The following is a 23,409-nucleotide window of genomic DNA, read 5'->3' on the forward strand; positions in this document are numbered from 1 at the left end:
CGTTCCTACATCACCTTGCGCGGCACGCGCTGCACATGGCACAGCAGCTCGTAGGCGATGGTGTTGTTGGCCGCAGCCACGGTGCCGACCGGCACCAGATCGCCCCACAGCTCCACTTCGGAACCGGGGCCGGTATTGGGCAGGTTGGTCAGGTCCACCGTCATCATGTCCATCGACACGCGGCCCAGGGTCTGGGTGCGCTGGCCATCGACGGCCACCGGCGTGCCGTTGGGCGTGGTGCGCGGGTAGCCGTCGGCGTAGCCCATGGCGACCAGCCCGACGCGGGTGCGGCGCGGTGCGGTGAAGATGGCCCCGTAACCCACGCTCTGGCCCGGCTCCAGCCAGCGCTCGGCAAAGATGCGGCTTTTCAGGCGCATGACGGGGCGCAGCACGGTATCGCTGGCGCAGGGCGCGGCACCGTACAGCATCAGCCCGGCGCGGCCCCAGTCGCGGTGGGTCTGGGGCCAGGCGACGATGCCGGCGGAGTTGGAGACGCTGCGCCAGCCGGGCAAGGCGCCCACGGCCTCATCGAACTGCTGCAACTGCGCCAGGGTGTGCAGAGGCTGCTCCAGCTCGTCGGCGCGGGCCAGGTGGGTCATGAAGCTGATCTGCGTCACCTGCGGGCAGGCGGCGAGGCGCTCCTGCACGGCAGCGACTTCGTGCGGCGCAAAGCCGACGCGGTGCATCCCGCTATCGACTTTGATCCAGGCGTGCAGCGGTGCGCCGCCGTGTTGGGCCAGCAGTTCGATCTGGCGGGCCTGGTGGACGACCAGCCAGAGCTGGTGCCGGGCGGCCTGCTGCACGTCGTCGGCATCGAACGCGCCTTCCAGCACCAGGATGGGGGCGGTGATGCCGGCAGCGCGTAGCGGCAGGGCTTCTTCCACAAAGGCCACGGCAAAGCCGTCGGCCTGCGCAGCCAGCGCCTGGGCGCAGGGCAGGGCGCCGTGGCCGTAGGCGTTGGCCTTGAGTACGGCAAACACGCGTCCGCCGTGGACAACCTGGGCGGCGGCGTAATTGGCTTGGAGGGCGGAGAGGTCGATTTCGACCCAGGCAGGACGGCTCATGTGGCGCGGGTGCAGACCTTGCCTGCACGCAGATAACGTTGGATGGAAAGGCCATCGGTGGCGATGTCGGTGGGCTGGCCCAGCACGATGTCGGCCACCAGCTTGCCGCTGCCGCAGGACATGGTCCAGCCCAGCGTGCCGTGGCCGGTGTTCAGGTACAGGTTGGCGATCGGCGTCGGGCCGATGATGGGCGTGCTGTCCGGCGTCATGGGGCGCAGGCCCGTCCAGAACTCGGCCCTGGGCAGATCGCCGCCGGGGAAGAGCTGGCGCGTCACCATCTCCAGCGTGGCGCGGCGTTCGGGGCGCAGGGCGCGGTCAAAACCGCCCAGCTCGGCCATGCCGCCGACGCGGATGCGCTGGTCGAAGCGGGTCAGGGCGATTTTGTACGTCTCGTCCAGCACGGTGGAGATCGGGGCCAGGGCCTCGTCCACGATGGGAATGGTCAGCGAATAGCCCTTGACCGGGTAAATCGGCAAATCCAGCCCGGTCGATTGCAGCAGCGGGCGCGAGAAACTGCCCAGCGCCAGCACATAGCGGTCGGCTTGGAGTACCTCGGCCTGCGGCTCGCCCGCGCTGCGGATGCGCACGCCGCCGATGCTGCCGTCGGCGCCTTGTTCGAGCTGGTCGATTTCCACGTTCCAGCGGAACTGCACGCCCAGCCCTTCGGCCAGCTTGGCCAGGGCATTGGTAAACAGAAAGCAGTCGCCCGTCTCATCGTCGGGCAGGCGCAGGCCGCCGGTAATCGTCGCGCCCGACTGCGCCAGGGCCGGTTCGGCACGGCACACGCCGGCCTTGTCCAGCAGCTCGTAGGCAATGCCGCATTCCTTCAGCACCTCCATATCGCGCTGGGCCTGATCCACCTGTTTTTGCGAACGGAACAATTGCAGCGTGCCCGCGCTGCGCCCCTCGAATTGGATGCCGGTGTCCGCACGCAACTGCGCCAGGCACTGGCGGCTGTAGTTGGAGACGCGCAGCATCCGCTCCTTGTTGATGGCGTAGCGCTCGGGCGAGCAGTTGTAGAGCATGGCACTCATCCAGCTGAGCTGGAACGCGCTGCCGTCCAGGCGGATGGCCAGCGGCGCGTGCTTTTCAAACATCCACTTGACGGCCTTGGTCGGGATGCCCGGCGCCCCCCAGGGCGTGGAGTAGCCGTAGGAAATCTGCCCCGCGTTGGCAAAGCTGGTGTCCAGCGCCGGGCCGGCATTGCGGTCGATGACCGTGACTTCAGCCCCCGCACGGGCCAGGTAATACGCCGTGGCCACGCCGACCACCCCCGCACCGAGTACGACAACTTTCATTTTGGATGTCTCCAGAAACAATAAAACTGCTGCAACTGTAGCCAGATCATGAAACAGGTTTTTTTGTTTTTTGCTGTCCGTGCAGGAATAATTGCTGTTTCTTTTGAATTTTGCCGCAGGTATCAGCAATGTATGAATTGGATGCCATAGACCTTCGTATCCTCGACCTGCTCCAGCAGCAGGGCCGCCTGACCATGACGGAACTGGGCGAGAGTGTCGGCCTTTCCACATCCCCCTGTTCGCAGCGCGTCAAGCGCCTGGAGCAGACGGGGGTGATCACCGGCTACTACGCCCGTGTCGAGCCGCAGGCGCTGGGCAAGGCGCTGCTGGTGTTCGTGGAAATCACCCTCACCGAGAAATCGGAACTGATCTTCAAAAAAGTGCGCGACGCCCTGGCGCACATCCCCGAGGTGCAGGAGTGCCACCTGATTGCCGGGCGCTTCGACTACCTTGTCAAGGCCCGCCTGGGCGGGATGGACGAGTACCGCCGCCTGCTGGGCACCATGCTGGCGCAGATGCCGGTGCCCGCGCAATCGAACAGCTATGTGGTGATGGAGGAGGTCAAGGAAAGCACGCGGTTGAAGATAGAACGGCACAAAAAACTTGGTTGAGAGGTTTTGGTTAAATTATTTTTGGTTTTTGCACGGAAAAATCAGAGCAAGCATTGAAATATAAAAAACCACGACTGCATTGAGTGGACGTGCGTGTGCGGTTTAATCCCTTTGAAGTCAGGGCAGGCTTGAAACGGATCATCACTACCCAAATAGCAATAGTTGGACTGTCTTAATCCCTTTTAATCAGGATAAGCTTGAAGCCGCACCGCAGCGGTCTAGTGGTAGGATAAAAAATCTTAATCCCTTTAAAATCAGGGCGAGTTTGAAACGGTAAAGCCAACAGGAAGCAGAGGCGGGGTTAGCCGTCTTAATCCCTTTGTGATCAGGGTAAACTTGAAACGAGACTCGTTCGATGATGCGTCATCCCCAGTTTATGTCTTAATCCCTTTGTGATCAGGGCAAGCTTGAAACGTGAACATCAGTGCAATCATGCTCGCGATATTGGGTCTTAATCCCTTTGTGATCAGGGCAAGCTTGAAACATGTTCTCAACGTTATCCCTGTGCAAGCTGCTGTCTTAATCCCTTTGTGATCAGGGCAAGCTTGAAACTCAAATGTTTTTCCGGAATTTTTGAAAAACACCGGTCTTAATCCCTTTGTGATCAGGGCAAGCTTGAAACCGGGCTAAGGTCGCGGGATAGTGAGTATGACGGGTCTTAATCCCTTTGTGATCAGGGCAAGCTTGAAACTTTACAAACAGAAGTACTGGTGACACTTGCAGAGGTCTTAATCCCTTTGTGATCAGGGCAAGCTTGAAACCCTGGGCTTCGTCCAACTGCTGCTGGCTGCCATCGTGTCTTAATCCCTTTGTGATCAGGGCAAGCTTGAAACACCATTAGTAAAGACGAACGTGCTGAGCTCGCCGGTCTTAATCCCTTTGTGATCAGGGCAAGCTTGAAACGTTATATTTTTCATCAACAACATCATCGTATTAGGTCTTAATCCCTTTGTGATCAGGGCAAGCTTGAAACGACAAGGATTTGATAAAATTGCGCTGCATCTTGAGTCTTAATCCCTTTGTGATCAGGGCAAGCTTGAAACAAGGAAAACATCATGACTGCAACCGTTATCGCGTCTTAATCCCTTTGTGATCAGGGCAAGCTTGAAACGGCAACGTTCCTTGAAGTACAGTTGGTTGATAAGGTCTTAATCCCTTTGTGATCAGGGCAAGCTTGAAACCTTTAACGATTGGTTGGTTAATGTGCAAGGTAAAGGTCTTAATCCCTTTGTGATCAGGGCAAGCTTGAAACGTCACTGATTGGCGCATTGTGAAGGATCACCACCGTCTTAATCCCTTTGTGATCAGGGCAAGCTTGAAACGGTTCCGCTACCAAGGCTCGGGGCGTGATGGCGTCTTAATCCCTTTGTGATCAGGGCAAGCTTGAAACACTTCGCCAATGGTTATCCTCGTACCAATTACCGTCTTAATCCCTTTGTGATCAGGGCAAGCTTGAAACCCACAAGGAAATATCATGTCCAAAGCTACCAACGTCTTAATCCCTTTGTGATCAGGGCAAGCTTGAAACGAAGAGCTGTTTGAAGAGCAGCTCCTCAAAGAGTCTTAATCCCTTTGTGATCAGGGCAAGCTTGAAACTGAACGAACCCACCGTTGTTCAGTTCGGTAACCGTCTTAATCCCTTTGTGATCAGGGCAAGCTTGAAACCCAAACCAACTACTCGATTTGTCCACCCCGGGGAGTCTTAATCCCTTTGTGATCAGGGCAAGCTTGAAACCAATATACCTTCATGGCCCGTGCTGGTGCCAAGCGTCTTAATCCCTTTGTGATCAGGGCAAGCTTGAAACGAACTCCTGAAGTATGTGGGCGGCGTCTGCTCGTGTCTTAATCCCTTTGTGATCAGGGCAAGCTTGAAACAGGGAACCTGTTCGGTTCTGCCACCAAAGCCCGGTCTTAATCCCTTTGTGATCAGGGCAAGCTTGAAACTGCGACTACGTCGATAGACCGCCTTTGATCCAGACGTCTTAATCCCTTTGTGATCAGGGCAAGCTTGAAACGCCGCAATCGCCGAAGGTAAGCACATCCGGGCGTCTTAATCCCTTTGTGATCAGGGCAAGCTTGAAACCAACCTGACCCAGCACAACGCCACCACAGAGCAGTCTTAATCCCTTTGTGATCAGGGCAAGCTTGAAACAAGCACTCACGCATACTGGACGGCGGACAACCGTCTTAATCCCTTTGTGATCAGGGCAAGCTTGAAACGTGCAGCACACAGCCCTTCGGCGCAGGCGCGTGCGTCTTAATCCCTTTGTGATCAGGGCAAGCTTGAAACTTACAATCCTGATCGACGTATTGGTTTTTAAGGCGTCTTAATCCCTTTGTGATCAGGGCAAGCTTGAAACTCGTTGGACCTACACGATCCGCATCCTGGCTCCGTCTTAATCCCTTTGTGATCAGGGCAAGCTTGAAACCCTCAACCACCCCTTCCCATTAACCACTAGCTAGGGTCTTAATCCCTTTGTGATCAGGGCAAGCTTGAAACCGCTGCCCTCGAAGCGAAGTTCAAGAAGTAAACAGTCTTAATCCCTTTGTGATCAGGGCAAGCTTGAAACAAGGAGCAAGCGGAAGCGGCGGAAGAACATGAGGTCTTAATCCCTTTGTGATCAGGGCAAGCTTGAAACCTGATGGGTGCTGCGCAAGGCAACAAGAAGGCACAGTCTTAATCCCTTTGTGATCAGGGCAAGCTTGAAACCGCTGAGGGGAAATTTTCTTTTTGAAACAACCACTTGCAAGTGGTGTTATGGAAAATTCTTGGTTTACGAAAGATGTCTTTGTAAACAACCCTGTTTAGCGGTTTCATGCGGGTGAGTTTTGCAGCGTCCGGGTTTCAAGCTGGTGGCGATTGTAGTGACTGGAGGCCGGGATTTTGGGATGTGGCCTGGTTTATTCGCCATCATCGTCATCACCATCGTCTGGTAATGGGGTGTCTGCTTGCCAGGGGGCGGATATGGCGCCCAAGGTAATTCCTGTCGGCAATTGGCTTGGGCCTAGTACCCAACGCAGGCCGCGCTGGGGAAGGGGGTAGGCGCGGATGTCATCGCGGTGTTCGTTCATCAGGGCGGTCAAGCGCTTCAGGCAGTGTTGTAGCTGCCCTTCGGTGCCGTTGAACAGGAATACCGAGTATTGCAGCGGCAGGGCGTGTTGCTTGAGCAGGCGATGGATTTTGCCTAGCCGCCGGGGGCAGGTGATGTCGTAGCAGATGATGTATTCCGGCATGAAATGATTACTTTCATAGCTTGTAGCGCATATAGATCATTGATTTTTTGTTCTTATATATCCCAATCGCTTATTTTGTCTGCGGTAGGTGCTTCCAATACGGTAGCGGGTTCGGGCATGTCGGGGTTCAGGCGCTGGGCCAGGGTTTTTATCTGGGCACTGATGGCGCGGCGTAGCGGGCGGGCGTTTTCTTCGTAGGCCTGGTAGTAGCGCACGCGCCCGGCTTTGCCGAGAAGGCAGGCTGGGCCAGCGGTGCTGAAATGTTGGGCCGTCAGGGTTTGCTGGGCCACCATGCGCAGGCACAGGCGGTCGATCAAGGGGCGCAGGGGTTCCAGCAGGTCGCAGGCCAGGGATTGGCGGCTGTGGCTGATTTGGTGGTAGTACCCGATGCAGGGGTCGTACCCGGCAATGTGCAGGGCCATGGCGATTTCTGCGGTGGCGATGGTGTAGCTCAGTGACAGCAGGGCGTTGAACGGGTCACGCGGGGGGCGGCGGTTGCGTTCTTGAAAGCCGAGGCTGGCGGGGACGATGGCCCGCAGGCCGGTGAAGTAGGCGGCAGCGGCGGCGCCTTCCATGCCGCGCAGGCTGTCCAGGTTGGGGGCTTGGGGCAGGCGTTGTTGTTGTGTTTGCAGTTGGTGCATGGCGCTGGTCAGCGGCAGGCGTTGGGCGGGGTAGTGCTGGCGCAGTTCGTTCAGCGATGTGATTTGCTGTTGCAGTTTCTCCCCTACCAGGTGGCGGGCGTAGGCTTGGCAGAAGCGGCTGTCCAGGCTCATGCGGGTTTGTGTGACGCGGCGCTGGATGTCGTTATGGCTGGGGCCAAGCAGCAGGTGCGGATCGCCGTTGCGGCCAGATAAAAACAGTACGCCTACGCCGCGCTGGCCCAGGTGGCCGAGCAGGGCGGCTTCCAGCGTGACTTTGCCGCGCACGATCAGGCGTGTCAGGGGCGCCAGAGGGACGGTGGCGCTGCGCAGGTTGTGTTCGTAAAAGACGATGGCCCCTGCGTCATAGCGCAGATGCACGTCGCGCCGGTCTACGTACAGGCTGGTCATGGCGGCGGCTCTCCTATGTGGCGTTATGGGGGGCTGGTGTTATTAGCGTTACACGACGCTGAAAAATGGGGTGGTGAATGTGTGACCCTGCCCCAGGCAGTGGCGCTGCTGGCGCGGGTCAAGGGCAATCACTTGCAGGTGATCGACCTGGGTGTTGAGCAGGTGTTGCAGGTCGTGCTGGATGCGCTGCAATTCGGCGGGCGTGACCCAAATCTCCGGCACGCTTTTTTGTCCCGCGACGCGGTAGCTGTGAAAGTAGCGCCCCACCTTGGCTAGGCGCTTGGGGCAGCGTACGTCGTAGGCGATGAGGTAGAGGGTGCGGGACATGGGGCCTGCCCAGGGGGTGGTTTTTGGGATGAGGTGATATGACGGTTTTTAAGGCGGTGTCCGTCAGCTCCCGCACGGTCGAGGACTTAGTCCTCGAGCAGGGCCTCTGCGATGGCCCGTGCCGCTGCTGCGGCAGCGGCTGCCGCAGCAGCGACCAGAATTTCAACAAAGCTCATGGCTGCGTCCTTTCTTGTGGGTTAAGCCGGGATTGGCAAGTAGCGCGTCGATGGAATGAATTCTGCCGATGGGACGGCAAAAAAATTCGCCCCACAAGCTTGCTGCAAGCTTGTGGGGCGATCGGGATAAAAGCAGCGGTATTGCCTGTGTATAAATCGCTAATTGCTATCAATAAAGCAGCTTACTCGTGCAATTCAATGGCCTGGGTCGGCAGGCTGAGGCTGCGCGTAGTGTTGGGGCGTGTGCCGTTGGTAGCCAGGAGGTAGGGGGCGGCTGCCAGGCCGAGTTGCGTTTTCAGTGCGCGTTCGAGTTTGGAATTGTTTTGCTCGAAGAACTGTTGCTCCATACCGTCTTGCAAACGTGTTTCGGCATTGATCCGGGCGCTGGAGTGGAGGCCGACGATGCGGCTATACAGGCGCAGATATTCGCTGGCATCGGCAGTACGCCAGTGTTGCGGGCCTTTGCCTTGCAGGGCTTGCTGCGCCCACCAAGCCAGCCAGGTGATAAGGGCCGGAGACAGCTTCACCGCTGTATTACCGCATTTGACTTGCTGCGCATGCAGATTGATATACAGGTGCGGTGGTTCCAGGCTTTGCTGGATGGCGGCCACGGTTTGACTGAAGCCAATTTTTCCCTCCAATAGCTTCTGCGACTGGCCGTGGCGCAGCCGCACCACGGGAATGCGTGCCAGGGTGATGGTGGCATCGGCGGTGTCGATGTGCTGGCCGTCCCGGGTGGCTAGGCGTTTTGGGGTAGCTGGCGGAAAGAAGAACTCGGGGTGGTTTTCAAATGGGCTGGAGACGAGAACGTGCGATAGCTCATCCTGTGGCCGGGCAAAGAGCGAGAAGGCGTAGCCCAGATAGAAGCCCATGGTTTTGCGGCCCCCGGCGATGGAGACGTGCAACGCCGCCTGTGGGTCGCGGGTGAGCTGGGCCATGAGGGCGGTGATGCTGTCGGCGGCGCCGGCGTTTTCCTGCGGTGTGCGGATGTCGGCCAGGGGCTGGCTTGCGGCGTCGTGGATGACGTGGATGTGGGCATCGTCGAACGCGGGGTGGCCGAGTTGGGGGTAGTCGGCCAGCAGGGCGTGGTATTGGCCGCCGTCGGGGTGCAGCAAGGCGGTGCGGGCGAGTTTGGCGCCTTCGGTGGTGGTGAGGAGGTGGATTTCGGTGGGGATGAAGGGGGTGTCGTCTTTGGGCACGGCCACGCCCAGGGCGTACAGGGTTTCGGTGAGGATTTGTGGGGATAGGCCGGTGACGGCCAGGAGGATGCGGCGGGGGTGGGTCATGGGCGCGTTTTGGCTGTTGAGGGGTTGTTCTGCCAGTCGCGTAGGTATTTGCTGAGGTCGGCGAGTTCTTCGGCGGCGAGTACGTCCACGCCGTATTCCTTGGCGCGGTTGCGGTCGGTGTCACTGACTTCAATGGCGCTGATGTAAAGGCCGCGTGCCATCAGCCCGCCCACTTGCCGCACCAGTTGGCCGAGTTTGTAAATAGCGTCCTGTGCCTTGTCTTGTTTTTTGGCCTTGCACTCGATGATGAGGGCGCGGTTGTTAGCAACGGCAATGCCGTCGATTTCGTTTTGGGTTTTGCTGCTGGCTTGCGTTAGCTGGACACCCAGGGTGTATTGGGAGGGGGGCAGGGTGCCGGTGAATTTGAGGAAGACGTATTCCTCCACCCAGCCGCCGCAGAAGTATTCAGCAATTTCTGTGCTCGCAAAGGTGATCTGGTTGTATGCCTCGTTGATGGTGAGCAGCCCTTGCTGCTGGGCCAGCTCTAGTACGTTGCCTGCCGGGCTTTGTGCGCGTGGCAGGTAGTTGAGTTCGCATGTGAGGCCCTTGCCGTCGGCGGCGTGGCGGGCGTGGTAGTTGAGCGTGCCCAGAAAGCCTTTGAGCTGGGCCGATTTCTCGCCCATGAATTTGGTGGTTTTGGCGCGTTCGCTGGCACGCTGCTGGATGTGCGCGGGGCGGGTGTCGTTGCTGGAGCGGTAGCCGCGCAGCAATAGCTGTTCGTTCAGGGTAAGTACGTTGTCGACCATGGGTTCCTGGCGTGGCTCGTCATCCAGCCAGCTCAGGGTTTGGTGTGCAGTGTCGGCATACAGCAGGCGGTAGCTGCCTAGGTTGAGCAGTTGCTGGTGGATGGCCAGCACCATGAGCTTGGTGCCGCCGGTGGCGTGGAAGATGACGTTCTTGCCGTCGAGTTCTTCGCAGGCCAGTTGCAGGGCGGCGGCCTGCATGGCCTGGGGGGTGCTGTCGTCGAATGGCAGGATGCGCACTTGCGCTTCGGGCAGCGCGGATTTGAGCGCCATGTGCAAGGCTTTGGCGCTTTGCTGTTTTTGCATGTCAGGTGTTTCCAGTACCCAGATGTTTTGCGCCTGGAGCTGTTTGAGGGGGATGAAGTTGGCAGCGTTCTGGCCAGTGGCGATGCACAGGTGCAAGGTGGTCATGGTGTTCAGGTGAGTGGTTGGATATTGAAGCGTTGCAGCGTAGCACCCAACGCCAGCAATTCCGGCGCACTGAGTTCCCGTCCGCGTGCCTGGGCGGGTAAGTCCAGCACCAGGTGCCAATAGTCGGCACCGCGTGTGCAGACCTCTGCTGCCAGATTGACCGGCAAGGTGCCGATAACGCGGTCGCCGGGCTGTACTTGGGCCGGGTCGAGGTGTTCGACATGGCGGTCAAACGTGGGGCCGCATTGCTGCATCCATTGCAATGCGCCGGGGTGGCGGGTGATGAACCAGGTAGTCATGCGGGCATTGTGTGTTGGGGCGGCAGTCAGGCGGGTATCCGCAAGCTTGCCGGATTGGCACATTGTCAGACAGTGGTGCCTGCTTGATACCAACTCTGGCCTTTGTCTATTCTGGGCGAAATTGCTATTAATTAAGCTGCTTTTACCGTATGGGTTTAAACGTTTTTAAGCATAAATAATATTGAAATTGTTATATATAAAGCGGTAATAGCTATTATTTTTGATATTTATGCCAGCCGGTAGCCGCCGAGTCCGAAGCTGGTGTTCTTGCCCACGTGCAGCCATTGGCCCAGGTGCAGCAGTTCGGCGAACGGGGTCAGGTCGCCGTGTAGTTGCAGGCTGCCGAGCAGGCCGCCGAGTTTCATCTCCTGCTGCTGGCGTTGTGAGTAGCGGCCCCAGTCGAACCAGCGCAGGTCGGCGTGTGCGATCTGCACGGCTTCGGCCTGGGCGCCGAGGGTGGCGAAGTCCTGCTGCGGGGCGGCGGCGCCCAGGTGGATGTCTTGCAGCAGTTGGTAGCGCCGCGCCATCGTGATGAGTAGGGTGCGGGCGCTGATGTTGTGCTGGCGGCTGGGCTTGCCCTGGTATTGCAGGCGCAGGGGGGTGAGCAGGTGCAGCGTGGCGTGCTGGCCTGGCGCAGGGGCGGGGGGCAGGGTGTTGCCGTGTTGGCCGTTCTCGCGTTGCACGTCCAGCAGGGTGCAGCGGCTGTGCTGCGTGCCCAGGCCGGTGCGCAGGGCGCGTTCCCAGGCGAGGGTGATGGCGGGCAGGTGGGCGATGGCCTTGCCGATAAGCACCAGGCTAAAGCCGAAGGTCTGGCCTGCTTGCAGCCGCTGCGCACCGCCGCTGGGCGGTTCGATGACGTAGGGTGGCGGCATCTGGCTGAACTTTTGCAGGCTGTGCGCAGGCAGCGGGGGCGTGGCGAAGACTTGGCAATAAGGGCAGGAGGCGTGCAGGGTGCAGGGCTTGCCATCGGCGTGCGGCAGCGGTGCCAATGCCAGCAGCGCGTGGCCGAATGCGCCGCGCAGCATGGAGCCTGCGTAGGGCGGCAGGTGCAGCGGGGTTTCAGCGCGTGCGGTGAGGTGCAGGCGGGTGATGGGCAGGGGCTGGGTCATGCCTCGACCTTGACCAGAACGCCTTCTGCTACGTAGGCGGTGACTTTGATGAACTGGTTGGTTTTGACCTTTTGTTGGACGGCTGCGGGCAGAGCGGCGAGCAGTTCTTCGCCTTTGGGTGCAAGGGCAATGGCGGTTTGCCCGCTTTTTTCAACGCTGAGGGAGCCGTTGGCGCGGTTGTATTTGATGCGTGCGCCGGGCCATGCCTGGGCGGTTTCTTGCTGGCGCTGTGCGGCTTCGGCGGCAAGGCGGGCTTTTTCGGCTTGCTGGCGCTCGGCGTGCTCTTGCTGCTTGCGCTGCTTTTGGGCGGCGGATTCCATCGCGCCGTAGCCCACGGCGGTTTTTGCGCCGAAGCCGAGCCACTCGAAGGCGTGTTCAAAGGCGGCGGTGAGCAAGGTTTGCCAACGGTTGTTTTCGGCCAGATCGGGGGCCAGGCGTTGCAGGTGCGGTAGGTCGCATTGCACGTGGAAGGCGAACTGGGTGCCGGGCGGCAGGGTCAGAAAGCTGATGGGGTTGGGCTGGCCGCTGTCGTGCGGGGTGATGCTGTCGCCGCTTTTGCGGTCTTTTTTCTGCTGGTAGTAGTGGCCCTGGTGCGGGGTCATGATGTCCACGACCAGGCTGTCGCCGGGGATTTGCGGCAGGGCATCCCAGAAGCTGAGGGCGCCGCGCACGTGTGCTTTGTCGCCATCGCCGGATTCCAGGCCGAACAGCACGTCGAGGATGGACAGGTCGATGAGCCTGCTGTCGGCGATTGGCAGTTGGTGGATTTTTTCGTCCAACCAGCCGCCTGTATCGCCCCATTCGCCGCTTGCCAGTTCGCGTGCCGCCTGCCGCAGCACGCCCTTGATGCCGCTGCCGGGCAGGTAGGGCAGGCCGTAGGGGTTGAGGAAGGCGAAGCCGTTTTCCAACGGGTGTTCGTTGCCCAGGCCGGTGGTGAAGGGGGCGGTGGCGATGGCGTCCAGGGTGAAGGTGTGGGAGGTGGTGCCTGCAAGCACGGCTTGGCGCTGGGCAATGGCTGCCATGCGGGCCTTGTCGTCTTTGTTTAGTGTCGTGATCTTCTGCCATGCTTGCTTGGCGGCAAAGTCGTTTTTCTCCCAAAGTCCTGCTAGAGGGTTGCGTTGGAGCGACTGCATGTCGCGGATAGTGGCATCCATGCCTTGTCGTTGGAGCTGATAGGCTATTTCACTGCCTTCACGGCTTTTTTTCTCTGCGCGGCTTTTGACTTCTTTTTCCTGGTCCTGGCGATCTGTCCAAATGGGCAAATACATGCCAAAACGCATCCCTGGCGATGCTTGGCTGAAGTCTTTGCCCAGATAGGCGGGTACGGCGGCAATGGGCATGTCAGTTGCCTCCCTTGTTGCGGGCGGCGGCCATCTGGCGCAGCCATTTGAGCCAGGCGAAGGCTTCGGCGTTGATGGCCTGGTACTGCGAGGGCGTGGCCTGCATCAACGCCTGCATGAAGACGGCGAAACCCGGGTCGCCTTTTGCGTTGTTGAAACGTTGGTTCAGCCAGGTGCGCAGGTGGGCGGCGACTTCTTCGTTCACCTTGCCTTTTTCATGGCAAAAGGCCAGCACTTGCATCAGGCCGCTGTTCATGATGAGCGCGGGCAGGCCCTTGGCGAAGTTGACGTGATCCTTGGTGTACGCCCCGCAAACGTCCCAAGCGTCTTGTGCGCGTTTTTGTTCAAGCGTTTGTGCCATGGTGTCAGCCCTCCACCTTGGCGACGACCAGGCCACGGCCCGTGGTGGCGTCGCCGCCGATTTGCAGCAGGCGGCCATCGATCAAGGTCTTGATCTGGCCGAGTACGGCCTCGGCAGGCAGTTCTTCATCTCGGTCTTTGCCGGTGCGCGTCTTGCTTGCCATCAGCGGCGCGATCAACAGGGATTCGGGCGGCAGGTTCTCGGTGTAGAACAGGCCGCCATCTTTGGCGGTGCCGGTTTTCTCGTCGATACACACATGAGGCTCGACCAGCATGGCGTGTTCGGCGAAGTAGCCGAAGTCGGTGTCGGAGAGTACGACCAGGTCGGCGGCGAGTTTGCTGCGGAAGAAGTCGTGGCTGGCACCCACGGGCAGGGCGCGTGTGGCGAGGTCGGCGGCGATTGCTTTTACGCTGCTGGATTCTGTGGCGCTGTACTCGAAAGCTTCTAGATGTAGTTTGTCGCCCGAGAGCAGGGCGGGGTTGCAGAACAGGCAGGCACCATCATCGACGGTTGGGATTTGCCAATCGGCCTGCTTGCCGGTCAGCGCCAGCAGCCGCTGTGCACGCGCCAGCGCCTGCGGGCAGGTGGCGTATACGTAGCCGCCTTTGAGGCTGCGCACGGGCAGCGCGACGAGTTGCGCGTCGCCAAAGCTGACAGCTCCGGCGTGCAGGTTGCTGCTGTTGGAATCCGGCCCCAGCAGGCGGTCGATGTCTTCGCGCCTGCCGCCCAGTGATTCATAGCTGTGCCGCACCGCGCCCTTGATGCCGCTGCCCGCAAAGCTGGGGTGGCGGGTGTGGCGTTCGCGCTGGATGGGGTTGTCGATCACGTCGATGGCCTGGCCCGCGCCCATGTGGACGGGGCTGACGGCGTAGAGGAATACGGCGGCTTGTTTTTCGAACATGGTGAGGGTGTCCTTTGAGGCAAAACAGATCAGTAAACGGCAAGGGTGAAGCGGTTGAAACCTTCGGCGCGGCGTGCGGCATCTTCGCAAGGCTCGCCCCACAAACCGCACGCGGCAAGCTTGCGCAGGGCATCGGGGCTGGCTTGCAAGTCATCCAGCCAATAGACGCTGCCGCCGGGGGCGATGCGCTGCGCGGCTTTGGGCTGCCAGCGAGCCAAGTCCCAGCCGGAGACGACTTCGCTGCGTGCCACGCTGGCGGCTACCAGGCGGGCCTTGACGCCATGCAGTTCAAACCGGAAATCGCGGTTATCCCCCGCGCAGCCATTGGGCAGCCAGCCCTGGGTGAACAGTCCGGGGCTGGTTAGCACAAGGCGGCAGCGGCCTTGGGCGGCGATGGCTTCGTAATCCGGTTCGGGCCATGCAACGGCGGTGCTTTCGATGTTGGCGGCGCGGCCATCGCCGCCCAGGCGCAGCAGGCCGTGGGCGGGCAGGGTGGCGCCGCTGATGGCGGCGGCAAAGCCTACACCGGGTTGCATCGCCACGGCGCGGTTGGTGAACAGCTTGCCGTCCTCGGCGCTGCGCGTGGCTTCGGACAGGCCGACGCCGACGCGCTCGTCCATGCCCCAGAGGTCGCTGGTTTTCACCATGTCCGCGCCGACGGGTGTTTCACCGCGCAGGTATTTCTCCCAGCCGCCGTGCGTGAGCCACCAGCCGCCTGCTGCCTTGCTACGCTCGTTTTGTGCCAGCACGGGCAGCAGCGGCAGCGGGCTGGAGGTGGCGATGCCCGGGGCGGGCGCGGTCGGGGTGAGCCGCTGGGCGCTGGGTGTGTTCGCCTCTGCGGTGATGAACAGGTCGGCAGGCGGGGCGATGAGGATTTCTACCTTGCCGCCCACGCGCTGCGCCACGTGAAAGGCGTGCAGCACGAAGCTGCCGGGGGCCGAGGGGGTGCCTAGCTCTGCATGGGCAGCTTCGCCCCGGCCAAATGCGGCCAGGTCAATACCGCTGTCGGCCAACATGCGCGAGCGAATGGCGCCCGCAGCCACCGAGGGCCAGGGCGGCATGATGCTGTCGCCGTAGCTGCCGGGGTCGCCAAAGGACTGGTTGCCGCGCAGGAACAGCACGTCCAGCGGCGTGATGAAGCAGGTGGTGGTGTCGGGTGTGGTCATGGGTTTTCCTTGGGGGCGCTGTCAGCGGCTTGCGCCAGCAGGGCACGCCCGTGTGCGGTGAGGCGGTAGCGTTGCAGGCGGCTGTTGGGTTTGTCGGGCAGGGTCATTTCGATCAGGTTCATGTCCAACATGCGGCGCACTTGCTTGTGCAGCTCGCCCGATACGCTGCGGTGGCCTAGCAAGGGGGCCAGCTCGGCCTTGCCTGCCTCACGGGTGGAGAGAAGGGTGAAGACCTGAGCGGCCAGGCTCGACTCTAGCCGTGACTCTAGCCGTGACTCTAGCCGTTCACTTGGTTCGGGCTGTGACTCTTGCCGTGTTTCTTCCGCTGGCACTTCCTGCGCGGACTCCAGCCAGATGCGCAGGCGCACGCCGGTGGCGATTTCTTCCAGCAGCGGTTCGGGCAGACCCAGCGCAGCGGCTTCGGCAAAGATGCGCTTGACGCCGCTGCCCCATTGTTCGCTCAGGCGCAGTTCACGGAACACACGCGCAATGACCGGGTTGCGGATGCGCGAGATGCCGCTCTTCATATCGTCCAGCGTCATGCCCGGCAGCAGCAGGCCGGGGCTTTCGATGTCGATGCGGTCGTCGAAGAAGGCCACCCGCATGGGCGTGCCGCGCTGCGCGTAGTCGGCATGAACCAGCGCGTTGATGATGGCTTCGCGCAGCATGGTCAGCGGAATGCTCCACACGTCCTCGCGCTGCATGGCACCGAAGCGTGCGCTTTTGAAGGCGTGTTTTTTCAGGAACAGTTCGATGTCTGCGACGGCATCGGGCAGGTGGGCGTGGATGTCCTGTTGGTCGAAGATGTCCACCTTGTCGCGCCCACGAAAGCGCCCGCACTGCACCCAGGCATCGGGGAAGTGCTGTTCGCGTGCCCTGCCAAACAGCAGCACCGCGCCCCGCGTGGGCACCAGATGCCCCTGGTCGGGGCGCAGCAGTTTTAGGGTTTGCAGGCGGTTGGTATCCAGCGGACGATCCGGGCCGAACAGCCGCGCCATGGCGTCCATGTCCAAGTCTTGCCGGGTAAGGCCAGGCATGGGCTGCTCATCGAATACCTGGCCGAGGGCGGCGCGGCGTGTTTCGGCAATCCAATCCGGCCCGGCCTGTCGGTTGCTGGAACCCAGGCGCAGGTAAACGCCTTGCTCCGGCCCCTGAGCGCACAGGTGGTGCGGGCGTGCGCTGCTGGGGAATACTTCTATCACCAGCACGGTGGCCGTCTCCATGTCCGGGCGCACCACACTGAGCAGATCGACGTTGGGCAGCAGGCGCGGGGCGATGCCGTCGGCAATCAGGTTGCAGATGCGCTCTTCCTCGGCCAGCGGATCATGAACGCCAATGACGTTGCGTGCGTCATCGACGCCGATCACCAGCCTGCCGCCCGCTGAGTTGGCAAAGGCCACCAGCGTTTTAAGCACATTGCGCGGCGACGACAGATCGCGTTTGAACTCCAGCGTCTTGCCTTCGGGCTGCGTCAGCAGCGGGTGGGCGGTGGCAGTCATTCGCCTGCCTCGCTGGCGTTGCCGCTGTTGCTGCGTACCTCGCGGGCGAGAAACTCGGCCACGCTGATGAAGTTGCGCAGCCAGTCGATACGCTTGTCGGTGGGCTGTTCCAGCGTCAGGGCCGTGAGGCGCTGGGCCAGCGGCTCGGCCTGCGTTTTGGCTTTGCCCTGGGCTTGCCGGGCAAGCTGGTAGGCCAGCAGGGTTTGCAGCATGGCACCGTCACCTTCGGGCTGCGGCAGTTCATGGCCGTTCAGCCATTGCAGCGTGTGGTAGGCAGCGCGGCGCGAGACGCCGTCTGTTTGCAGAAAGACGCGCAGGTCTTGCAGTGCATGCAGCGGTTCGCCCCATTTCGCGGTGAGTTGCAATGCGCCGCCCGAGCGTTTGACGATGGTGACGGAGAAGGCGTCGCGTCCGCCCTCGTTCTTGGCATGCTGCTCTGCCACATGCAGTTCGCGCCGCACGGCGGCCAGTGGGGCCTGGTGGTGAGCGATGACCGCGCCGCACGATGCCGTGGCCTTGCTGCCCATCATGCGCATGAGCTTGCCGTCCAGGATGGCGAAGCCTTGGTGCAGGGTCAGCCCGGCATGGCGTCCGCCTTTGTGTTCGGGGTCGTGGCCGGAATAGGCGTGGCGCAGGCGCTGCATGGCGCTCAGGAGGTCGGCCACGGGCAGCATGGCAAACACGTCGTCGCCGCCTGCGTAGATCAGTCGGCCCAAATGCTCGTTTTCAACCACATGGCGCACGACGGTGAGCGAGAAATCGTTGAGCGCACCCGAGATGGCGAGGTGGCGGTTGGGCGATAGGGCACGCTTTTGCTGACCGTATTGGCTGATCTGTGGTTGGCTTTGGGCGTGCTTGTCAAAGCCGGTTTGCACCTGGGGGTGAAAGCTCTCGCGGTAGGTAATGGCGTAATCATCGCCGCCTGACAGCCATGCGCCCATGCGGTCGCCGTCCATCAGCAGCAGGCTGTAGTAGGTTTCCAGCCGGTCGTCGTTCTGGTTCTCGCGCACGCTGGCGAGGGTCTGGCGCACGGCGCTGCGCATGAGGGCCGCTTCTTCGGTCTCGCTGATGCTTTCGTCGCTCGACAAATCCAGCAGGGCGGGCAGCAGGGCTGCGGTTTTGACCACCTCGGCATCTGCGTTCCTGGCATGGCGCATCAGCTTGCGTGGCAGGGCCGCCGTGTCCAATTGCTTGCGATAGCGTTCCAGTCGGCGGCTGAGTTCGGGTGTGCATTGGCCGCCATGCGCCAGCCACTGGTCGAGTTGATGCGCCAGCGCCATGGTGTGGGTGGAGACGACGAAGCGGCCAATGTCCTTGTCCAGTGCCTTGCCCACCTCGTCGGCAAACAGTGTGGGCCACAGGCGTTTGATGGCAGGCAGTGCGCCGAGATGTTCGCCCTTCTTGGCCCAGGCGGGCCGCTTGGCGGCAATGCGCGTCCACAACGTGTCGGTGCGCTGCCCGGCGGGCAGTTTCAGTTGCGCGGCATCGGTGGTCAGCCATTCGGTTTCGCCGCCCAGGGTGCAGCGCCAGCCCTTCTGCTCCGTTTGTGCGAACGAACGCACGGTTTTGGCAGCGGCCAGGGCACGCTCGGCCAGTTCATGCACAGCAGGGTAGAGAACGCCAGGGTTAGGGGCGAAGAAGGTGGATTTTTTGCCTGCGTCGTCCAGTTGCAGCTCTTTTTGCAGCAGCTTCCAGGCGTTCGTGCCCAGAAATCCTGGATCACCATCGCCGCCAAAGAAGGGCTGCATGGCTGCGGAGAGTTGCGTGGTGTCCAGGCCGGTTTGCCGCTCCTTGTTGCCGATGCCGATCAGCGAGAACGGCACGGCAGCCCAATGCACTTCGGGGAAGCCCGACAGTTGCTCACGCATCTGCTGGTGGCAGTGCAGATTGCCATCGTTAGTCAAACCGGCTTCTTCCAGCAGCTCCGTCAGCACGGTTTGCCCCAGCGCTTGCAGCCAGCCGCGCACGGCGGTTTGTACCTGTTCGGCGATCTCGCGGGCCTGGCTGGCGGGCACGACGGCGACAAAGCGGTTGGGCAGGGCGGCGGCAAACAGCGGGTTGGCGTCGGTGCCGCCCTTTTGCCAGTCGCAGCTTTCAAAGAACTGCGCGGGCAGGTCGCATTCATCGCGCAGCCACAAATCTACCTGCGGCACGCCACGCAGGCGCGGGAACAGGATGGCGTCTGGCCCCAGGCGTTCGCACACCGGTTTCATCGCCTCCCACGACAGGCGAGCCAGCAGGTGCGAGCCAGCCCACAAATCTTCCATCTTGCGTGCGGCGGCGATGAAGGACTGCACCGGGCCGATGGCGAGGGTGAGCAGCGCGGCTTCGCCGTTCGGGTCGGCGGCGAACGCGCCGGAGAAAGCGCTGGTGAGGTCGAGGTGATCCCAGATGGAGTGATCGGGTATGCGGGTGTCGGCGGGCAGCAGCTTCCACAATTCGCCGAGCTTGCCGTTGTCGTTTTCTTCGCTGAGTTCGGGGCCGAAGCGCCAAAGGGTGAGCAAAGTCTTGCGCCAGTCATGCACCTCGGGGCTTTGTTTGTGTAGCGCCGTGATCAGCGATGACAGGTGGCTGAAGTTGCGTTCCTTGATGTCGTGAAAGTCCGTGTCCGACAGGCCGCCGTGCTTGCCCAGGTCGTACTGATCCTTCGTCAGTGGGTGGATCAGCACCGGTTCTTGCGTCCAGCGCACCTGTGCCCACGGGGCAACCTTCAAGGTTCGTTCATCGCCTTTCTTGGTGGAAACGGTGATCTCTTCCATCGGCCATTGCGGGCGGTCTGCCGCTGCCGCCCACCAGTCGGCACGCTGCACATGGCGGTACATGTCGGCGGGAATGCCTTTTTTGAATACGGTACGTACCAGCGCCTCGTCGTTGTCCGGGTCGAGGGTGTCGGTGCCGATGGCGTGGAAGCCCAGCAGGCGCGTGAGTGCGCGGCTGGTGCCGTTTTCGTGGCCTGCGGGGTCGCGCAGCAGCACCAGGGCTTTTTCCGCCGGGTCGTGCAGGCGGGCGGCGACTTTGGTTTGCCAGAGGGTGTTGATGGTGTTGGTCATGGTGCAGCTCTCAGGCAGGAATGCGGGTCAGCTTGTCGTTGCTGTTCAGATAGGCGTGTACCTGTTGCCAGACGGCTGCGATGGCATCCCGCTTTGGGGTAAATGAAGGCGGCGGTAGGCAGGGCATATGGAAGATGACGCCCACGAGCTGCTTTGGGTTGTGTGGCGCGGGCCGTACCTTGAAGCGCAGGCTGTTGGACAGGCGGGCGTTGTTGCCCCAGGCGCTGACGCTGTGGTGGGTGACGGGGTAGGCTAGCCAGTGGCGTTGCTGTGGGTGACCATGTGCAATGCCCACTTCTTCGCCTTTTTTGTTGTAGAGCTGTTTATCGCCTGCAGCGGCATCCAATTCATAAGTGAACTGCGTGCGCAATCCGATCTTCAAGCGTGCCAATTCCTGCATCAGTTGGGGCCAGTTGTCGAAAGGGCGGGTTTGCCAGGCCAGCAGCCCATGCGTGTCGCTGCCTAGGGCGTGGGGCCAGTCCAGTTGCAGCGCCTGCTGCCAGTCGCGCGTGATGGTTTTGCCTTCGAGCGCAGCGGTGTGTGCATCGGCAGGCTGCAGCGAGAAAGACCCCCAGCCATTGCGGCTGCGCCCGCCCAGCGTGCCGTAGCGATCCATCAGCCACAGGGCGTGTTGCAGGGTGGGGGTGTTGGCTTCGGGGAAAGCCAGGCTCAGGGAAGCGTTGGCACCGGCCTGAATGGCGGCGTTGTTCTTCAGGGCTGTGCCGCGACTGGCCTTGTTGTATTCCAGGGGGCCAAAGCCAAGGTACAGGTCACTTCCGACCGAGGCCGAGACTTCTGGGTGCGTTACCGTGTCATCGCGTGGCCAATCCTTGAGCTTGCCCTCGTCCCAATGGTTCAATCGGATGCGAATGCGGCTTTGGCGTGAATAACCATCATCGGCGGCTGTGCCAAACAGGGCCGCCTCGCGCTGGCGCAGGCGGGCCACGTCATACCCCAGCTCTTGCGCCACGGTCACACGCCACCACTGGCGCAGCAGCGCCTTGATGGGGGGTGTGCGCCACTGTGCTTGTTGTTGGGCATTGCCTAGAAAGGCTGGGGTGGTAAAGCAAAGTTGGTACTGGTGGGTCTGCATGGCACGTGGCGATCGAAAGGAAACTTGTTGGCAAGTATCGTCTCAAGTTGCAGTTTTTTACTTGCGGCAAGCTTGCGGCGCGGCCTATTTCCCAACAAATACCAACACCCCCACCCCTTGAAACCTCTCAAGCTGCCCTTATCATTAGCACTCGTTGGGGTTGAGTGCTAACAATTCGACCCCAGATCAAGCTCCATCGGCCTGTGGTCGATGTTTTTTGTTCCATCCATAGAGTATTTGAGGAGTTCTCCCATGAACCTGCGTCCCCTGAACGATCGCGTGATCGTCAAACGCCTGGAAAACGAAACCAAGACGGCTTCTGGCATCGTCCTTCCCGACAATGCCGCCGAAAAGCCCGATCAGGGCGAAGTGCTGGCGGTGGGCCCGGGCAAGCATGACGAAGACGGCGATCGCATTGCCATGAGCGTGAAAGTGGGCGACCGCGTGCTGTTCGGCAAATACAGCGGCCAGACCGTGAAGATGAACGGCGAAGAACTGCTGGTCATGAAGGAAGACGACCTGTTCGCCGTGGTCGAGCAGTAATCGCCGAAGCATTTCCAATTTCATAGCTGCTTGCGCTTGATGTACAAGCGTTAGCACCTGATTTGTCCCCAATTTTGAAGGAAGCCAAAAATGGCAGCAAAAGACGTAGTTTTCGGTACTGACGCCCGCACCCGCATGGTCGAAGGCGTGAACATCCTGGCCAACGCCGTGAAAGTGACCCTGGGCCCCAAAGGCCGCAACGTGGTGCTGGAGCGCTCGTTCGGCGCCCCCACCGTGACCAAGGACGGTGTGTCGGTCGCCAAAGAGATCGAACTGAAAGACAAGCTGCAGAACATGGGCGCCCAGCTGGTCAAGGAAGTCGCTTCCAAGACCAACGACATCGCCGGTGACGGCACCACCACCGCCACCGTGCTGGCCCAGGCCATCGTGCGCGAAGGCAGCAAATATGTGGCCGCCGGCCTGAACCCCATGGACCTGAAGCGCGGCATCGACAAGGCCGTGACCGCCCTGGTGGAAGAGCTGAAGAAGCAATCCAAGGCCACCACCACCAGCAAGGAAATCGCCCAGGTCGGCTCCATCTCCGCCAACTCGGACGAATCCGTGGGCACCATCATTGCCGAAGCCATGGACAAAGTGGGCAAGGAAGGCGTGATCACCGTGGAAGAAGGCAAGAGCCTGGCCAACGAACTGGATGTCGTGGAAGGCATGCAGTTCGACCGTGGCTACCTGTCGCCCTACTTCATCAACAACCCCGAAAAGCAGGTGGCCCTGCTGGACAACCCCTTCGTGCTGCTGTTCGACAAGAAGATCAGCAACATCCGCGACCTGCTGCCCACGCTGGAAGCCGTCGCCAAGGCGGGCCGTCCCCTGCTGATCATCGCCGAAGACGTCGAAGGCGAAGCCCTGGCGACCCTGGTGGTGAACACCATCCGCGGCATTCTGAAAGTGGTGGCCGTCAAGGCTCCCGGCTTCGGCGACCGCCGCAAGGCCATGCTGGAAGACATCGCCATCCTGACCGGCGGCAAGGTGATTGCCGAGGAAGTCGGCCTGTCGCTGGAAAAAGTGACCCTGGAAGACCTGGGCCAGGCTGCCCGCGTGGAAATCGGCAAGGAAAACACCACCATCATCGACGGTGCAGGCAAGGCCGATGAAATCGAAGCCCGCGTCAAGCAAATCCGCATCCAGATCGAGGAAGCCACCAGCGACTACGACCGCGAGAAGCTGCAAGAGCGCGTGGCCAAGCTGGCCGGCGGCGTGGCCGTGATCAAGGTCGGCGCAGCCACCGAAGTCGAAATGAAGGAAAAGAAGGCCCGCGTGGAAGACGCCCTGCACGCCACCCGCGCTGCGGTGGAAGAAGGCATCGTCGCTGGCGGCGGCGTGGCCCTGCTGCGTGCCAAGCAGGCTGTCGGCAACCTGACCACCGGCCATGCCGAGCAGGACGCTGGCGTGCAACTGGTGCTCAAGGCCATTGAAGCGCCTCTGCGCGAAATCGTCGCCAACGCCGGTGGCGAACCTTCGGTGGTGGTGAACGCCGTGCTGAACGGCCAGGGCAACTACGGCTTCAACGCTGCCAACGACACCTACGGCGACATGCTGGAAATGGGCATTCTGGACCCCACCAAGGTGACCCGCACCGCGCTGCAAAACGCCGCTTCGGTCGCATCGCTGCTGCTGACCACCGAGTGCATGGTTGCCGAAGCCCCCAAGGCTGACGCAGCCCCCGCCATGCCCGACATGGGCGGCATGGGTGGTATGGGCGGCATGGGCATGTAATCCAGCCCCTGCCGTCTGGCCCCGGCCCGTGGATTTCTGCGGGCAGAAGGGCCAGCCACCGCACACTGCAAAGGCCGCGCAAGCGGCCTTTGTCGTTTCCGGCCACCGCTCTGCG

The 23,409-nt window shown here is 61.2% G+C and carries 19 protein-coding genes and 1 CRISPR repeat array; of the genes, 3 read left to right on the forward strand and 16 right to left on the reverse strand.

The window, feature by feature from the left end:
• Positions 1 to 5 precede the first annotated feature (5 nt).
• Together alr and ACFO3A_RS07030 are read right to left on the reverse strand one after the other, a co-directional pair.
• Complete coding sequence (gene alr / locus ACFO3A_RS07025) at positions 6 to 1,064, reverse strand: alanine racemase (protein ID WP_377725183.1); 1,059 nt, start codon at positions 1,062 to 1,064, stop codon at positions 6 to 8.
• Positions 1,061 to 2,362, reverse strand: a complete 1,302-nt coding sequence (locus tag ACFO3A_RS07030; protein WP_377725185.1) for a D-amino acid dehydrogenase — start codon at positions 2,360 to 2,362, stop codon at positions 1,061 to 1,063. The genes alr and ACFO3A_RS07030 overlap by 4 nt, the downstream gene beginning before the upstream one ends.
• Positions 2,363 to 2,490: 128 nt before the next feature.
• On the opposite strand from ACFO3A_RS07030, the gene ACFO3A_RS07035 reads away from it, so the two are divergent.
• Positions 2,491 to 2,973 (forward strand): winged helix-turn-helix transcriptional regulator, encoded by a 483-nt coding sequence (locus tag ACFO3A_RS07035; RefSeq protein WP_377725187.1) that lies wholly within the window; start codon positions 2,491 to 2,493, stop codon positions 2,971 to 2,973.
• A 236-nt stretch (positions 2,974 to 3,209) separates the two neighbouring features.
• A CRISPR array of direct repeats spans positions 3,210 to 5,683; the repeat unit is 36 nt; unit sequence GTCTTAATCCCTTTGTGATCAGGGCAAGCTTGAAAC.
• Between the two features lie 191 nt (positions 5,684 to 5,874).
• Here ACFO3A_RS07035 and cas2 read toward each other — a convergent pair.
• From cas2 to ACFO3A_RS07105, 14 genes are all read right to left on the reverse strand, one after another.
• Complete coding sequence (gene cas2 / locus ACFO3A_RS07040) at positions 5,875 to 6,207, reverse strand: CRISPR-associated endonuclease Cas2 (RefSeq protein ID WP_377725188.1); 333 nt, start codon at positions 6,205 to 6,207, stop codon at positions 5,875 to 5,877.
• Between the two features lie 53 nt (positions 6,208 to 6,260).
• On the reverse strand, positions 6,261 to 7,256 hold the full coding sequence (cas1, locus tag ACFO3A_RS07045) for a CRISPR-associated endonuclease Cas1 (protein WP_377725189.1): 996 nt from the start codon (positions 7,254 to 7,256) through the stop codon (positions 6,261 to 6,263).
• 48 nt (positions 7,257 to 7,304) lie between these two features.
• On the reverse strand, positions 7,305 to 7,583 hold the full coding sequence (locus tag ACFO3A_RS07050; RefSeq protein WP_377725192.1) for a CRISPR-associated endonuclease Cas2: 279 nt from the start codon (positions 7,581 to 7,583) through the stop codon (positions 7,305 to 7,307).
• 358 nt (positions 7,584 to 7,941) lie between these two features.
• Positions 7,942 to 9,045 carry a CRISPR-associated ring nuclease Csm6 gene (gene csm6 / locus ACFO3A_RS07055; RefSeq protein WP_377725193.1) on the reverse strand — a complete coding sequence of 368 codons (1,104 nt, stop codon included), beginning with the start codon at positions 9,043 to 9,045 and terminating at the stop codon, positions 7,942 to 7,944.
• On the reverse strand, positions 9,042 to 10,199 hold the full coding sequence (locus ACFO3A_RS07060) for a Card1-like endonuclease domain-containing protein (RefSeq protein ID WP_377725195.1): 1,158 nt from the start codon (positions 10,197 to 10,199) through the stop codon (positions 9,042 to 9,044). The genes csm6 and ACFO3A_RS07060 overlap by 4 nt, the downstream gene beginning before the upstream one ends.
• 5 nt (positions 10,200 to 10,204) lie before the next feature.
• Positions 10,205 to 10,498 carry a CRISPR-associated protein Csx16 gene (csx16, locus tag ACFO3A_RS07065; RefSeq protein ID WP_377725197.1) on the reverse strand — a complete coding sequence of 98 codons (294 nt, stop codon included), beginning with the start codon at positions 10,496 to 10,498 and terminating at the stop codon, positions 10,205 to 10,207.
• A 227-nt stretch (positions 10,499 to 10,725) separates the two neighbouring features.
• Complete coding sequence (gene cas6, locus ACFO3A_RS07070; protein ID WP_377725199.1) at positions 10,726 to 11,607, reverse strand: CRISPR system precrRNA processing endoribonuclease RAMP protein Cas6; 882 nt, start codon at positions 11,605 to 11,607, stop codon at positions 10,726 to 10,728.
• Positions 11,604 to 12,761, reverse strand: coding sequence for a type III-B CRISPR module RAMP protein Cmr6 (gene cmr6 / locus ACFO3A_RS07075; RefSeq protein WP_377725201.1), 1,158 nt, complete (start codon positions 12,759 to 12,761; stop codon positions 11,604 to 11,606). The genes cas6 and cmr6 overlap by 4 nt, the downstream gene beginning before the upstream one ends.
• Before the next feature lie 187 nt (positions 12,762 to 12,948).
• A complete protein-coding gene (gene cmr5 / locus ACFO3A_RS07080; RefSeq protein WP_377725203.1) occupies positions 12,949 to 13,308 on the reverse strand; it encodes a type III-B CRISPR module-associated protein Cmr5 in 360 nt (119 codons plus the stop codon).
• Between the two features lie 4 nt (positions 13,309 to 13,312).
• Positions 13,313 to 14,209, reverse strand: coding sequence for a type III-B CRISPR module RAMP protein Cmr4 (gene cmr4 / locus ACFO3A_RS07085; RefSeq protein WP_377725204.1), 897 nt, complete (start codon positions 14,207 to 14,209; stop codon positions 13,313 to 13,315).
• A 29-nt stretch (positions 14,210 to 14,238) separates the two neighbouring features.
• Positions 14,239 to 15,375: a type III-B CRISPR module-associated Cmr3 family protein gene (locus ACFO3A_RS07090; protein WP_377725206.1), complete on the reverse strand. Its 1,137-nt coding sequence runs from the start codon at positions 15,373 to 15,375 to the stop codon at positions 14,239 to 14,241.
• Entirely contained in the window at positions 15,372 to 16,874 is a 1,503-nt protein-coding gene (locus ACFO3A_RS07095) for an ATP-binding protein (RefSeq protein ID WP_377725208.1), read from the reverse strand. The genes ACFO3A_RS07090 and ACFO3A_RS07095 overlap by 4 nt, the downstream gene beginning before the upstream one ends.
• Positions 16,871 to 19,924, reverse strand: coding sequence for a type III-B CRISPR-associated protein Cas10/Cmr2 (cas10, locus tag ACFO3A_RS07100; RefSeq protein WP_377725210.1), 3,054 nt, complete (start codon positions 19,922 to 19,924; stop codon positions 16,871 to 16,873). Before cas10 ends, ACFO3A_RS07095 begins: the two co-directional genes overlap by 4 nt.
• Before the next feature lie 10 nt (positions 19,925 to 19,934).
• Positions 19,935 to 21,017, reverse strand: a complete 1,083-nt coding sequence (locus ACFO3A_RS07105; RefSeq protein WP_377725212.1) for an RAMP superfamily CRISPR-associated protein — start codon at positions 21,015 to 21,017, stop codon at positions 19,935 to 19,937.
• Between the two features lie 252 nt (positions 21,018 to 21,269).
• Between ACFO3A_RS07105 and groES the strand changes: the two genes are divergently transcribed.
• Positions 21,270 to 21,560: a co-chaperone GroES gene (groES, locus tag ACFO3A_RS07110; RefSeq protein WP_377725213.1), complete on the forward strand. Its 291-nt coding sequence runs from the start codon at positions 21,270 to 21,272 to the stop codon at positions 21,558 to 21,560.
• Between the two features lie 90 nt (positions 21,561 to 21,650).
• Positions 21,651 to 23,294: a chaperonin GroEL gene (groL, locus tag ACFO3A_RS07115; RefSeq protein ID WP_377725215.1), complete on the forward strand. Its 1,644-nt coding sequence runs from the start codon at positions 21,651 to 21,653 to the stop codon at positions 23,292 to 23,294.
• The last annotated feature ends 115 nt before the right edge of the window (positions 23,295 to 23,409 follow it).

The organism is Comamonas nitrativorans (assembly GCF_042654765.1).
In the GTDB taxonomy this organism is placed as follows: Bacteria; Pseudomonadota; Gammaproteobacteria; order Burkholderiales; family Burkholderiaceae_C; genus Comamonas; species Comamonas nitrativorans.